14 protein-coding genes are annotated in these 13,964 nt (G+C 66.8%); 9 read left to right on the top strand and 5 right to left on the bottom strand.

The features are described from left to right. Positions 1-3 precede the first annotated feature (3 nt). The 9 genes from pstB to AC3A4T_RS07220 all read left to right on the top strand — a co-directional run bounded on the left by pstB (position 4) and on the right by AC3A4T_RS07220 (position 7,745). Positions 4-819 carry a phosphate ABC transporter ATP-binding protein PstB gene (gene pstB / locus AC3A4T_RS07260; RefSeq protein ID WP_056108722.1) on the top strand — a complete coding sequence of 272 codons (816 nt, stop codon included), beginning with the start codon at positions 4-6 and terminating at the stop codon, positions 817-819. A 130-nt stretch (positions 820-949) separates the two neighbouring features. Next, the gene (gene phoU, locus AC3A4T_RS07255; protein ID WP_046656171.1) at positions 950-1,660 is read left to right on the top strand and encodes a phosphate signaling complex protein PhoU; all 711 of its coding nucleotides are present in this window, start codon (positions 950-952) and stop codon (positions 1,658-1,660) included. Positions 1,661-2,183: 523 nt separating this feature from the next. Further along, positions 2,184-2,699 (top strand): RNA polymerase sigma factor, encoded by a 516-nt coding sequence (locus AC3A4T_RS07250; RefSeq protein WP_487674763.1) that lies wholly within the window; start codon positions 2,184-2,186, stop codon positions 2,697-2,699. Between the two features lie 230 nt (positions 2,700-2,929). After that, positions 2,930-3,376, top strand: a complete 447-nt coding sequence (locus AC3A4T_RS07245) for an HvfA family oxazolone/thioamide-modified RiPP metallophore (protein ID WP_487674762.1) — start codon at positions 2,930-2,932, stop codon at positions 3,374-3,376. Positions 3,377-3,425: 49 nt separating this feature from the next. Continuing rightward, positions 3,426-4,295: an HvfB family MNIO-type RiPP peptide maturase gene (locus AC3A4T_RS07240; RefSeq protein WP_487674761.1), complete on the top strand. Its 870-nt coding sequence runs from the start codon at positions 3,426-3,428 to the stop codon at positions 4,293-4,295. A gap of 3 nt (positions 4,296-4,298) precedes the next feature. Then, positions 4,299-5,093, top strand: a complete 795-nt coding sequence (locus AC3A4T_RS07235; protein WP_487674760.1) for an HvfC family RiPP maturation protein — start codon at positions 4,299-4,301, stop codon at positions 5,091-5,093. A 205-nt stretch (positions 5,094-5,298) separates the two neighbouring features. Next, entirely contained in the window at positions 5,299-5,943 is a 645-nt protein-coding gene (gene rnt / locus AC3A4T_RS07230; RefSeq protein ID WP_487674759.1) for a ribonuclease T, read from the top strand. 46 nt (positions 5,944-5,989) lie between these two features. Continuing rightward, on the top strand, positions 5,990-6,961 hold the full coding sequence (locus AC3A4T_RS07225; protein WP_487674758.1) for a hypothetical protein: 972 nt from the start codon (positions 5,990-5,992) through the stop codon (positions 6,959-6,961). Between the two features lie 172 nt (positions 6,962-7,133). After that, the gene (locus tag AC3A4T_RS07220; protein WP_487674757.1) at positions 7,134-7,745 is read left to right on the top strand and encodes a glycoside hydrolase family 19 protein; all 612 of its coding nucleotides are present in this window, start codon (positions 7,134-7,136) and stop codon (positions 7,743-7,745) included. Positions 7,746-7,803: 58 nt separating this feature from the next. Here AC3A4T_RS07220 and AC3A4T_RS07215 read toward each other — a convergent pair whose 3' ends face one another. The 5 genes from AC3A4T_RS07215 to rnr form a co-directional block, all read right to left on the bottom strand. Further along, positions 7,804-8,247 carry an acetyltransferase gene (locus AC3A4T_RS07215; RefSeq protein ID WP_487674756.1) on the bottom strand — a complete coding sequence of 148 codons (444 nt, stop codon included), beginning with the start codon at positions 8,245-8,247 and terminating at the stop codon, positions 7,804-7,806. A 199-nt stretch (positions 8,248-8,446) separates the two neighbouring features. Continuing rightward, positions 8,447-8,758, bottom strand: coding sequence for a quaternary ammonium compound efflux SMR transporter SugE (gene sugE / locus AC3A4T_RS07210; RefSeq protein ID WP_487674755.1), 312 nt, complete (start codon positions 8,756-8,758; stop codon positions 8,447-8,449). 143 nt (positions 8,759-8,901) lie between these two features. Then, positions 8,902-9,612, bottom strand: a complete 711-nt coding sequence (locus tag AC3A4T_RS07205; RefSeq protein WP_487674754.1) for a DUF3592 domain-containing protein — start codon at positions 9,610-9,612, stop codon at positions 8,902-8,904. A gap of 1 nt (position 9,613) precedes the next feature. Continuing rightward, the gene (rlmB, locus tag AC3A4T_RS07200; RefSeq protein ID WP_487674753.1) at positions 9,614-10,375 is read right to left on the bottom strand and encodes a 23S rRNA (guanosine(2251)-2'-O)-methyltransferase RlmB; all 762 of its coding nucleotides are present in this window, start codon (positions 10,373-10,375) and stop codon (positions 9,614-9,616) included. Between the two features lie 654 nt (positions 10,376-11,029). Then, positions 11,030-13,516: a ribonuclease R gene (rnr, locus tag AC3A4T_RS07195; RefSeq protein WP_487674752.1), complete on the bottom strand. Its 2,487-nt coding sequence runs from the start codon at positions 13,514-13,516 to the stop codon at positions 11,030-11,032. Positions 13,517-13,964 lie beyond the last annotated feature (448 nt).

The following is a 13,964-nucleotide window of genomic DNA, read 5'->3' as shown; positions in this document are numbered from 1 at the left end:
GCCATGAACGATGCACGTATCTCCGTCGCCACCCCCGACCGCGCCGCGGCCGTGGTCGGCGCTTCGCCGGTCAAGCTCTCCGCGCGCGGCCTGGACTTCTATTACGACAAGTTCCACGCGCTCAAGTCGATCAACCTGGACATCCCGGAGAAGCAGGTCACCGCGCTGATCGGCCCGTCGGGTTGCGGCAAGTCGACCCTGCTGCGCATCTTCAACCGCATCTACGCGCTGTACCCGAAGCTGGAGGCGCGCGGCGAGGTGATCCTCGACGGCGAGAACATCCTCGATCCGAAGTACCCGATGAACCGGCTGCGCAGCAAGGTCGGCATGGTGTTCCAAAAGCCCGTGCCGTTCCCGATGACGATCTTCGAGAACGTGGCCTACGGTATTCGCCACCACGAGAAATTGTCGAAGTCGGAAATGAACGACCGCGTCGAACACGCGCTGCGTCAAGGCGCGCTGTGGGACGAGGTCAAGGACAAGCTGGGCCAGAGCGCGCTGGGCCTGTCCGGCGGCCAGCAGCAGCGCCTGTGCATCGCGCGCGCGGTGGCGCTCAAGCCGTCGGTGCTGTTGCTCGACGAACCGACCTCGGCGCTCGACCCGATCTCGACCAGTCGCATCGAGCAACTGGTCGAAGAGCTGAAGAAGGACTACACCATCGCGATCGTGACCCACAACATGCAGCAGGCCGCGCGCGTGTCCGACTTCACCGCCTTCATGTACCTGGGCGACCTGATCGAACACGGTCCGACCGAGCAGATCTTCTCGCAGCCGACCAAGCAGCAGACGGAAGACTACATAACGGGCCGCTTCGGTTGAAGCGACCCGAGATTAGGGATTCGGTATTCGGGATTCGCAAAAGCGATCGCTTCCCCGCCTCCGCCGATCCCGAGCAGATCGCCTTGCTTTTTCCAATCCCGAATCCCGATTCCCGAATCTCGGCATTAATATGAGCACCCAAATGCACGACCACATCGTCAAAAGCTACGACGACGAGCAGCGCCGCCTGCTCGACGAAACCCTGCGCATGGGCGAGATGGCCGCTTCGCAGTTGGAAGCCGCGCTCGACGTGGTCCAGCGCCGCGACGACAAGGCCGCCGAGCGCATCATCGCCAACGATGAGGCGATCGACGCGCTCGAGCAGGAAATCAGCCACGACGTGATGAAGCTGGCGCTGCGCGGGCCGATGGCGCGCGATCTGCGCGAGATCCTCGCCGCGATCCGCATCGCCTCCGACATCGAACGCGTCGGCGATTACGCCGCCAACGTCGCCAAGCGCTCCACCGCGCTGAACCTGTCGCCGCCGCTGCCGCACGTCGCCGGCCTGCATGCGCTGGGCACGCTCGCGGTCAAGCAACTGCGCGACGTGCTGAGCGCGTACCGCGACAACGACATCGAACTCGCGCAAAAGGTGCGCGCGCGCGACGCCGAGATCGACACCGCCTACACCGGCCTGTTCCGCGAATTGCTGACCTACATGATGGAGGACGCGCGCAGCATCACCGCCTGCACCCATCTGCTGTTCATGGCCAAGAACATCGAGCGCATCGGCGACCACGCCACAAACATCGCCGAGAACGTGTGGTTCCTGGTCAAGGGCGAAGAACTGCTGCCCCCGCGCGAGAAGCGCGACGACACCAACACCACCGGCGCGCTGTAAGCCCGCGTCGCCGGATGCCGTTACGGACGGGGCTTCGGCCCCGTCCTTGTTTCGATCGAGCGTCGCGAGCGTCCGCGCGGCGAGGTTCGAACCGCCGAGACTGAAACCCGTCCGGCGAGACCCCGCGCACCCAGCCTCGCTCCGACAAGCCTCGCTCCGACGAGTCAGTTTGCCGGGCGGCCTCACCCCGGCCACCGAAGCGAGCGGTCCGACCAAGCGGCCGTTTTCGCGCACGTTGCAGTGCAGCAACGGCGCATCGCCCGCCCCGGCCGGCGCCAACCCTCCAACGCGTCCCGCCGATCGGCGCCTTCGCCGTCTCGCGCGGCGCTTCGACGCGCATGCGTCCGAGCCTTGCAAACAAAGGCTGCAAACGGTTACAGCCAAACCCGGCTTAACCCGTTCTAAACAATTTCGGCGCATCGCCGCGGAAGCGCGAATCCGTTCGCCTCGTCCTAAACTCTTGGTACATGTCCGCAGCGCCACGCTGCAGTGTATTTTTGGGAACTCAGGAGGACAGCCCGGCATGACGCTATCGATGGCCAACGGTGATCTGGCAGCCGCCCGCTCGGGCGACACGGCCGCATTGGAACGGGTGCTGGTGCACTCGCGCCAGGACCTGCGCCGTTACGCCGAGTATCACTGCGTCATCAACGACGTCGAGGACGCGGTCCAGGAAAGCCTGTTCACCGTATCGCGCAAGCTGCGCGATCTGCGCGTACTCGAATGCTTCGTGTCGTGGACCTTCCGCATCGTCAAGCGCGAATGCAATCGGCTCAAGCGCGGCCGGCGCATGCTCAGCGGCGCTGCGATCAGCGACAACATCGCGCCGATGGTGAGCCACGAACCGGCCGAGTGGCGGCATGATGTCGCCGCCGCGCTGGAATCGCTGCCCGCGCATTACCGCCACATCATCCTGCTGCGCGACCTGGAAGGGCTGACCATCGCCGAAATCGGCGAACAGCTCGACCTGACCCGCGAAGCGGTGAAATCGCGTTTGCACAGAGCGCGGCTGCTCGCCCGCGAGTACCTGGCTTGTTGACGCGCGCGCTGGTTGAAGGCCGCGCCAGTCACAGGCCGCGATCGTCGACGGCCGCGCCCGTCGACCGCCGTCGCCCCGCTGCATCCATGTTCGTACCGAAGTCGTATCACCCAACAGCTCGACCGCATCCATCGCGTTTCAAGCACAACCCGATCTGACGGAACCCGGCACACTGGACCGTTATTCCAACGGCGGACCATCCTCCGCCCTCATCGCCACAGGAGTCATCCATGTCCAAGCAAATCAAGAAGCCCCTCGCCCTCGCCCTCGGCGCCACCCTGATCGGCGGTCTGAGCCTGTCGGCTTCCGCGTTCGCGATGAGCGATCTGTCGCAGGGCTACCTGCTCGGCGCCCAGCAGGCTCCGCCGGCCGCCGAAAAGGCCGCCGACGCCAAGGCCGCCGCCGACACCGCCAAGACGGCCGAAGGCAGCTGTGGCGCCGACAAGAAAGCGAAGGAAGGCAGCTGCGGCGGCGACAAGAAGAAGGACGCCGAGGGCAAGTGCGGCGAAGGCAAGTGCGGCGCGGAAAAGAAGAAGCACGCCGAAGGCAAGTGCGGTGAAGGCAAGTGCGGCGGCGACAAGAAGGACGCCGCGAAGCCGGTCAAGACCGGTGAAGCGGCGGCCAAGAAGGCCGGTGAAGGCAAGTGCGGCGAAGGCAAGTGCGGCGGTTCGGTCTGATTCGTTTCGAATCGGTCTGATATGCCACTGAGCTGACACGATGGACGGCATGCGCAATTTGAAACCCGATGCCGTCGGTCTTGGCCTGCGGCGGGCTCTGCTGAGCCCGCTGCAGTCCGCGCCGACCGCCGAGACCGAACGCGACTTCGATTTTCTCGAATGCGCGCCGGAAAACTGGATCGGCATCGGCGGCCGCTTCGGCGAAGCGCTGCGCGACCTGTCCTCGCGCCATCCGCTGGTCTGCCACGGCCTGTCCCTGTCGCTGGGCGGCACCGAGCCGCTCGACGAAACCTTCCTGGCCCGGGTGCGTCGCTTTCTCGACGAACACCGCGTGGCCTGCTACAGCGAACACCTGAGTTATTGCAGCGACGACGGCCATCTGTACGACCTGCTGCCGATTCCGTTCACGCAGGAAGCCGTGCATCACGTCGCCGCGCGCATCCGCCGTACCCAGGACATCGTCGGCCGCCGCATCGCGGTGGAAAACGCGTCCTATTACGCCGCTCCGCACCAGGAGATGAGCGAGATCGAATTCACCCGCGCGATCCTGGCCGAGGCCGATTGCGACCTGCTGCTCGACGTCAACAACGTCTACGTCAATTCGATCAACCATCGTTACGACGCACGCGAATTCATCCAGGCGATGCCGCACGAGCGCATCGCCTATATCCATGTCGCCGGCCATTACGACGAAGCCGACGATCTCAAGGTCGACACCCACGGCGCGCCGGTGAAGAACGAAGTCTGGTCGCTGCTCGGCGATGCCTACCGCATGTTCGGCGCGCGCCCGACCCTGCTCGAGCGCGATTTCAATTTCCCGCCCTACGAAGAACTGGTCGACGAACTGCGGATCGTGCGCCGGGTGCTGAGCGAATCGAGCCAGGCCGCGGCCAGCCCGGCCCGCCGCGCGCGCGCCTGAGCCATGAACGAGGCCCCCTCGCGCCTGCGCGCGCAGCAATTCGAACTGACCCGGCATCTGCGCGATCCGCAGGCCAGCCCGGCGCCGCAAGGCATCGAGGACCGGCGCCTGGGGATCTATCGCGAGCTGCTGTTCAACAACATCCTGGGGTTGCTGTCGGGCAATTTTCCGGTCATCAGCCAACTGCTGGGCGAGCAACGCTGGCAACGGCTCGTGCGCGATTTCTATCGCGACTACCGCTGCCGCACCCCGTTGTTCGCCGAGATCGCGCGCGAGTTCCTGCGCTACCTGGACGATCTCGACGGCAACGGTCCCGACGACGACGCCATCCCGCCCTTCCTGCCCGAACTCGCGCACTACGAGTGGGTCGAACTGGCGCTGCAACTCAGCGACGCGGTCGCGCCGCAAGACGAAGTCGCAATCAGCGACGACGAACTGCTGGACCATCACCCGCGGCTGTCGCCGCTGGCATGGCCACTGGCCTATGCCTGGCCCGTGCATCGGCTCGGCCCCGACTACCAGCCCGACCAGCCGCCGGCGACGCCGACCCTGGTCCTGCTGCGCCGCGAAGCCGACGGCGACGTGCGTTTTTCCGAACTCAGCCCGCTGGCCTATCGCCTGGTCGAACGCATCGGCGAATCGCCGGAACTGAGTGCGCGCGAACAACTGCAGGCCCTGGCCCAGGAGGCCGGCAGCGACGACAGCGCCGCCTTCCTCGCGCTCGGCGATGGCTTGCTGCGGCAGATGCGCGCGAGCGGAGTGATCGTCTTTGCGCGCGCCGCGAATCCCGAAGCCTGAGCGCATCCACGCCGTCCCGCGCCGGTTCGTCCCAACCTGTAGGAGCGGCGCAAGCCGCGACCACGCCACCGCAACCACGACGCCACTGCGCTCCTGATCACGGCCTCAGACCGAGGTCCTGGCCTAACCTCGGCACACAAACACTCACAACACCGGTTCAGCCGAACGCGCCAAAGCCCTCGCCCCAACCTGCTAGGCTTTCGCGATGACCGAAACCGGCCCGACCGCGACCGCGCCCACCGCGGCGCCCTTCCTCACCACCCTGGCCAACCGTTTCCGCGGCTACCTGCCGGTCGTCGTCGACGTCGAAACCGGCGGCTTCGACTGGAACAAGCACGCGCTGCTGGAAATCGCGGTGCAACCGCTGGAACTGGACGGCGAAGGCCGGATCGTGCCCGGCGAAATCGCCAGCGCCCACGTGGTGCCCGCGCCCGGCACCCTGATCGACCCTAAATCGCTGGAAATCACTGGCATCGACATCGACCACCCGTTCCGCGACGCCAAGCCCGAGCGGCAGGCGCTGGAAGCGGTGTTCGCTCCGGTGCGCGAGGCGGTCAAGCGCCACGGCTGCCAGCGCGCGATCCTGGTCGGCCACAACGCCCATTTCGACCTCAACTTCCTCAACGCCGCGGTCGCCCGCAGCGGCCACAAGCGCAATCCCTTCCACCCCTTCAGCGTGTTCGACACCGTGACCCTGGCCGGCGTCGCCTACGGCCAGACCGTGCTCGCGCGCGCGGTCCAGGCCGCCGGCCTGTCATGGAACGCGCAGGAAGCGCACTCGGCCGTCTACGACACCCAGCGCACCGCCGAGCTGTTCTGCAAGATCGTCAACGCGTGGCCGCGCGGCTGATCCACCCGCCGGCGATCGCCTGACCGGCCCGCGCAAGGAGCGCCGCGTGCCTTCCACTGCGCCCGCGTACCGATGGATTCCCGGCCAAGGCCCGGATGCCGACGCCTTGCGGCGCCTGCGCGAACGCGCGCCGCGCCCGCGAACGCCGATGGGCGAAGCCTGGTTCATGGGCGGCGAGCGGGCGATGTACACCGGCCTGATGCAGCCCGATCCGCAGACCTGGTCCAGGCGCGAACTAGATAACGCGCTCGACGCATTGACCTGCGGCCCTCGCTGTTTCGACCACAGCGACGAATGGAGCGAGTGGTTCGACTTTCTGCTGCCGCGCATCCTTGAGCGCGCCGACGACGGCGACCACTACGAACTGCTGGTCACCGCGGTGTTCGTGCATTGCCTGGACCCGGCCTTGCCCGGACGCGATCCGGGGTTCCGCCGCGACCTGCTCGACACGCTCGGCCGCAGGTTGATGGCGCCGCCGTGCTGGAGCGAGGCGCAAGCCGGCGGCGGCGACGCCCTGCTGCGACCGCTCGGCAGCGGCTTCTACGCGATCAATCCCGGCCACGCGATCTCGGCCGCGTGCTGCCTGGTGCTGCGCTACCTGGATGAGCAGTCGATCGACGACTGGATCGCCTCGGTGCTGGCCATCGACGACGCCGCATGGCGTTGCGCGTTCGTGGTCTGGCTCGCCGGCGCCGCGCCGCTGCTGTTCGACGGCCAGCAGCCCGAGCACATGCACAACCCGACGTATCTGGACATCGGCTGGGACGGGCACTGGCTGCTCGACGGCAGCATTCCATCGCGCACGCTCGACCCGGACGCGCAGCAGTTCGCGTTCTTCGGCGAAACGCAGCGTCGGGCCGTGGTCGCGTCGCTGAAGCAGCGGCTTGACCTGGCCACGATGCTGCATTGGGGCGAGGCGCTGGCGGAATGTCCGATCCCCGAATGCGATCGAACCACCACCTTGTGGCAATACGATGCCGCCGTGCTGGTGGTGCTCGAACGCTACGACCTGAGCTGAGCCATCCCGCGACAGCCGGCGCGACATGTTTCACCGCCGCAACATCCCCCGCTGTCCTGCCCGCCAAAGCACGCGCGTTCAATGAACATCGAGCGGCATCGCGCCGCCTCGACCGCCCTCATGCGCCGCGCCCGCCGCGCGCACGACCGGCAATCATGGACAGGAGGACAGGATGTTCGCTTTCGACGACGAGCAATTTCTCGATGGTTACCGCAAGCGCTTCGGACCGTTGCGCGACGACCTCGCGCAGGCGCTGCGCTTCTTGATCGGACGCATCGAGCAGGACGCCAGTTTCAATTCCAATCCGGTGCATCGCAATCAGATCGCGTATTGCCTGGCGACGTTCAAGTGGGAAACCGCGCACACCCTGCGGCCGATCGACGAGTTCGGCGACGACGCGCGCTTCAACCGCCTGTACGGCCCGGACACCCGCGTAGGCAAGATGCTCGGCAACACCCGCGCGGGCGATGGCGCACGCTTCCACGGCCGCGGCTACGTGCAGCTGACCGGCCGCGCCAACTACGAGCGCGCCGGCAAGATCCTCGGCATCGATCTGCTCAACAAGCCCGACGACGCCAAGAAGCCCGAGATCGCCTACGCGATCGCGATGGAGGGCATGAAGAAGGGCTGGTTCACCGGCAAGAAACTCGACCACTACTTCAAGCCCGGGCAACTGCCGAACTACGAGGAAGCGCGGCGCATCATCAACGGCCAGGACAAGGCGCAGACCATCGCCGATATCGCGCGCCGGTTCGATGAGCTGTTGGCCAACGCCCTGGAGTGAGTCGCGGCTTCGACAGCGCAGTCGCGACGATCGGCATGAAGACGCCCGCGCCGCCGACTCAGCTCGCGCCTTGCAGCGCCATGTGGATCAAAGGAAACGGGCGGCCCTGGGCATCGACCGGCGAACGGCCGATGTCGGTGAAGCCATAACGCCGATAAAAACCGTGCGCCCGCGGATTTTGCTCGTTGACGTCGACGGTCAAGGCGCCGCGCAACTGGCGCGCGTGATCGAGCAAGCGCGTGCCGATGCCCTGCCCCCGCCAGCGCGGGTCCAGAAACAGCATCTCGACCTGCGTGCCCGACAGGCCGATAAAACCGAGCAGCCGGCCGTCCATGTCTTCGTAAACCCAGGCATCGACAGCATCGAGATACAGGTCGCGCACCTGCGGCAGCAAACGCGCGATCTCGTCCTCGTCGAGGAAGTCGTGAGTCGCACGCACCGATCGATGCCATAGATCGAGCAGGATCGGATTGTCGGCATGGACGCGGGCACGGATGCTCATTCATCCCACCTGGATGGAAACGGCCTGAGTGTGCGGACAACAATAACCGCCGGCCAGATCGTCGAACCGGCCGGCGGTCGGGTTTTCATCATTGCGATAGCGCTCGCATGATCGAACGACGGCACGAGAGATCAATCGCGCCGCGCCAGATCGACCTTCAAGCCCGCTCTCAGGCCAGCGTCAATCAGGCCAGCTTCAATCAGGCCAGCTTCAAACCGATCAGCCCGGCGATGATCAACACGATGCTGCCGATGCGCAGCGCATTGACCGGCTCGTTGAACAGCACGATGCCGAGAATGACCGTGCCGACCGCGCCGACGCCGACCCAGATCGCGTAAGCGGTGCCGACCGGCAGCGACTTCATCGCCAGGCCGAGCAGACCCAGGCTGACGATCATCGCCGCGGCCGTGCCGAGCGAGGGCCAGAGTTTGGTGAAACCTTCGGTGTATTTCAGACCGATCGCCCAGCCCACTTCGAGCAGGCCGGCGAATAAGAGCAAGATCCAGGGCATGACTGACTCCAGATTAACGACGGGGCCGTCCCCGGATGCGATTGCAACAGCGGGGTCGTCCCCGCCTCGCGATGCGCAGTTTCTCACGCGCCCCGCGGCCTTCGATGACCGGGATGTAACCCTGCGGCCGCCCGCCGCCGCGCTCAGGCCAGCTCGGGCAGAAAACGCGTGTCCATCCAATAGCGCTTGGGCTTGCCGGGCCGGATCAACACACTGACGTGCTCGCCGACATAGTCGCTCGGGTCGAACCAGAGCATGTCGCTGCGAAACAGATGGATCTTGCCGCTGGCCGGGTCGCGCCATTGCGCGTGAATCCGCCACGGCGAGCGGCCATTGACCTTGATCGAGCCGTCGCGCGCCACCTCGACCACGTCGGCCTGTATCGCCACGCCGGTCGCGCGCAAGTCGGCCGCGATGCGGCGGCCTCGCAGACCCGGCACCACCGCCAGCAGGCCGATCGCGAAAAACACGCCGCCGAGGCCGCCCACGATCATCACCGCGAGCCAACGGGTCAGGAACGAATCGATCCTGGCGTCGTGCGGATCGTCACCGCGATACAGCACCGCCACCGTGTCGCCGACATTTTCGGCGCGAGGCTGCGAACACACGCCGCCGGCGAATTCGATCTGCTGGCCGTCGGCGGCGGTGAAACGCACGATCGGGCAATAGGTGCCGCCGCTGGAATCATCCGAGCGACTGAAGCTATGGTCGACGACCACGCCCTGCGCGCGCAGCGCTTGCGCTTGGAACCGCTGCTGGTTCACCGCGATCGCGATCGCGCCGAGCAGCAGCGCCGCGCCGATGGCCGGGAACAGCCACAGCCAGTTCATGCCCCGGCCCAGCGACAGGCTCATCTCACGCCGCGCCGCGCTGACGCACCGCTTCGAACAAGGTCACGCCCGAGGCGACCGAGACGTTGAGGCTTTCCACGCCGCTGGCCGCATTGCCGCCGGGCATCGGGATCTTGACCAACTGGTCGCAGTTCTCGCGGGTCAGGCGGCGCAGGCCGTCGGCTTCGCCGCCAAGGACGAGGGCGACGTTGCCTTTCAGATCGATCGAGTACAGCGACGCATCGGCTTCGCCAGCGAGGCCGTAGATCCATACACCTTGTTGCTGGAGATCGCGCATTGCGCGGGCCAGGTTGGTCACCGGGATCACCGGGATGCTGTCGGCCGCGCCGGCCGAGGTCTTGCGCACGGTCGCGTTGACCTGCACCGATTTGTCTTTCGGAATGATCACCGCGGTCGCGTTGGCGGCCGCCGCGCTGCGCAGGCAGGCGCCGAGGTTATGCGGGTCCTGCACGCCGTCGAGGATCAGGATCAGCGCCTTGCCCTCGGCGGCCTCGACCAGCCCTTCGAGCTCGTTCTCGTTCCAGGTCTTGGCCGCGGCGTAACGCGCGACCACGCCCTGATGGCGCAGATTGCCGACCACGCCTTCGAGCGCACTGGTCGCGACCCGGCGCACGTCGATGTCGGCGCGGCGCGCGGCGGTCTCGATCTCGGTCAGACGCGGGTTCTTGGCGCCGGCCTCGATCAGCACCTCGCGCACGTTGGACGCATCGTGTTCGATCGAAGCGGCGACGGCGTTGATGCCGGCGATCCATTGTTTCTGGCTCATGGGGGATTCCGTGGGGCGGTCGTGGCCGGGGCACCCGCGCGGGCGCGCGGGGCCGGGGCTGGATCTGGGGGATGAATTCTAAGCTACCGCCACGGTTGGGGCGGATCGCGGGCGCCAGGCGGCGGTTTGCGGCGGTTTTTTTGCGACGACGACCGACAACGGGCGGCCACGCGGCCGGGCCCAAAACTCCCGCCTGCCCTCGAAACCCACCCGAAGAATTCCCCCCTTTGAAAAAGGGGGGCCAGGGGGGATTTGCTCTTACCCACCCGCAGCAACGCAACCACCCTGAAGAAGAGCAAATCCCCCGCGCTGGAGTTGGTGGCACTGATGGCAGGTGCGCCGGGCGCCCGCCCCCTTTGTCAAAGGGGGCGACTGATTAACGCAACCAGCTGGAGGAAGAGCAAATCCCCCGCGCTGGAGCTAATCGATTGAATCGCAATCGCGCCGGGCGCCCGCCCCCTTTGTCAAACGGGGCGACCGATCAACGCGCTCGTGTCGTGGCCACCAGCAACCCGTGTCGTAGTTACGGATAACGCCGGTTGCGGCCAGGCGACAAAGCGGCTTGGCCAGCGTCGGGTCCCATCCTGCCTGGGTGGTTGCCGACGCGTTCCCGACGCGGGCGGGCAGCGCCCAACCCGCGCCCACCGCCGTGCCTCAATACTTCTGCTTGGTCCGCTTAGCCGGCTGCCCGCGCGGCGGCAACGGCTTGGCGCCGCGCTCCTCGACCAGGCGGAAGTCGATCTTGCGGTCTTCCACGCTGGCCTTGAGCACCACGATCGCGACCCGGTCGCCGAGCCGGAACTCGCGCGCGGTGCGCTCGCCCTTGAGCGTCTTGCGGATCGGATCGAAGTGGTAGTAGTCGTGCGGCAGCTGGGTCACGTGGACCAGGCCGTTGACCTTGGATTCGTCGAGTTCGATGAACAGGCCGAAGCTGGTCACGCCGCTGATGGTGCCTTCGAACTCGCCGCCGACATGCTGCTCCATCCACGCGGCGCGGTAGCGCTCGTCGACCTCGCGCTCGGCCTCGTCGGCGCGGCGCTCGCGCTCGGAACATTGCAGCGCCAGCGCGCTCATCTGCCGCGGCGAATAGCCGTACGCGCTCGGCTTGGCGCCGCTGAGCGCGTGCTTGATCGCGCGATGCACCAGCAAGTCGGGATAACGCCGGATCGGCGAGGTGAAGTGAGCGTAAGCATGCAAAGCGAGGCCGAAGTGGCCGACGTTCTCCGGCGCGTACACCGCCAGGCTCTGGCTGCGCAGCAGCACCGATTCGATCAGCGCCGCGTCCGGACGCTCGCGGATCTTCTTCAGCAGCGCGGTGAAATCGCGCGGCTCGACCTGGTTCCAGGCCGGCATGCGCAGCTTGAATTCCTTGAGGAACTCCTGCAGATCGGCGTACTTCTGTTCCGGCGGCCGGTCGTGGATGCGGTACGGCGCCGGCACTTCCTGCGCGATCAGGTACTTCGCGGCCTCGACATTGGCCGCGATCATGCATTCCTCGATCAGCTTGTGCGCGTCGTTGCGCTGGAGCATGCCGGCCTGGGTCACTTCGCCGTTGCTGCCCAGCACGAAGCGCACTTCGCTGGATTCGAATTCGATCGCGCCGCGCTTCTGCCGCGCCTTCAGCAGCACATGGAACAACTGATGCAGGCGCTCGATGTTCGGCAGCAGCGAGCCGATCTGCGCATGCGCCTCGCTCTTCAATTCCTCGGGCACGTCGCCGACCGCGTTCCAGACCGTGGTGTAGGTCAGGCGCGCGTGCGAGTTCATCACCGCCTCATAGAACTTCGACTCGCTGACCTGACCCTCGCGATCGATCTGCATGTCGCAGACGAAACACAGGCGATCGACCTTCGGGTTCAACGAACAGATGCCGTTGGACAAGGTCTCCGGCAGCATCGGCACGACGAAACCGGGGAAGTACACCGAGGTCGCGCGCTTTTGCGCCTCGTCGTCCAGCGGCGTGCCCGGGCGGACGTAATGCGACACGTCGGCGATCGCGACCACCAGGCGGAAGCCGTCGCGGTTGCTTTCGCAATACACCGCGTCGTCGAAGTCCTTCGCGTCTTCGCCGTCGATGGTGACCAGCGGCAGCGTGCGCAGGTCGACGCGTTGCGCGGCCACTGACTCGGGCACGGTCAGCGGCACCGCCGCGGCTTCGTCCAGGGTTTCCTGCGGGAACACGTCGGGAATTTCGTGGCCGTGGATCGCGGCCTGCACCGCCAGCGAGGCGGTGAGCTTGTCGCCGAGCACCGCGAGCACGCGGCCGATCGGCGGACGCTTGTGATCGGGCGCCTGGACCAGTTCGCACACGACCAACTGGCCGTTGTGCGCGTCCATGCGCGCGTCCGGCGGGATCTGCACGTTGCGCTGGATGCGGCGATCGTCGGGCACGACGTAGCTGATGCCCTGCTCGACCGTGAAGCGGCCGATCAGCCGGTTGAGCCGGCGTTCGAGCACTTCCACGATCGCGCCTTCGCGGCGGCCGCGGCGGTCCATGCCGGTGACGCTGACCAGCACGCGGTCGCCGTGCATGGCCTTGCGCATTTCGTAGGGCGGCAGGAACAGGTCGTCGCCCACGCCGCTTTCCGGGCGCAGGAAGCCGAAACCGTCGGGGTTGGCGATCACCACGCCGGGGATCAGGTCCATCTGCGCGGCGGGGGCGAAATCGCCCTTGCGGTTACGGATCAGCTGGCCGTCGCGAATCATCGCGCCCAGGCGCTTGCCCAGCGCGTCGGCGCGGTCGGGTTCGGTGAGCTTGAGCTGTTCGGCCAGGGTCTCGGCCGACATCGGGCCGTCGGCCGCGGCCAGGGTCTGCAGGATCAGTTCGCGGCTGGCGATCGGTTGCTCGTAGCGCGAGGCTTCGCGGTCGGCGTAGGGATCGTGGTAAGGCGGGGCCTTGACGGCCGGGCCTTTGACCGCGGGGCCGGGAACCTGCGGGAGGAAACCGGCGGGGCCGGACGCGGCCTTCTTGCGCGGGGTCTTGCTGGCGCCGTGCTGGAGATTGTCGGGCAGCCAGGGCGGGCGGGCCGCGGGCGGCTTGGTGCCGCCTTTCTTGCTGGGACCCGGGCCGGCGCCGGTGTGCGAGGGGGTCTTGCCTGTGCCGGGCTTACCGGGCTTTTTACTGTTCGTTTTTTTGGTCATGGCCTAAATGGTCTCACATCGCCATGAACGCGGCGTCGCAGCGGCCCCTCGGCCGGGCCGTGAACGGGGTCGCGCCCAGGCCTGCCCGCCGCGGCGATCCCAGCCGCTGAACGGGCCGGCAACGGCACCTGCGAAGGCATGCGCGACCACATGCATTCGCGCAGTCGAGCCGGCAGTTGCCGGATTTTCGCTCCAGATCAGCGATTTTGTGCCGCTTATGCACCTAAATTTTCAGCGCGGGTTGCTAGGCATTTCACAGATCGGCCGCCGCCATCGCCGCCGCGCCCCTTGCGTCCGCGCGGCTTTCGCGAAGTCCGCCAGAGCGCACAAAACCTCGCCGCGCGCGCGGCCTAGGTTCGGTGCGTCCCTGCCCGGCCCGGATCTTGCGCCACCCATCGCCTGGATCCGATCAGACCGCGCACGACACGGTGGCCACCCCGCCGGACTC

Source organism: Lysobacter sp. Soil_N_51 (assembly GCF_057655755.1).
The sequence above is the reverse complement of the archived record's forward strand: the minus strand, read 5'-3'. Positions and strand labels throughout refer to the sequence as shown.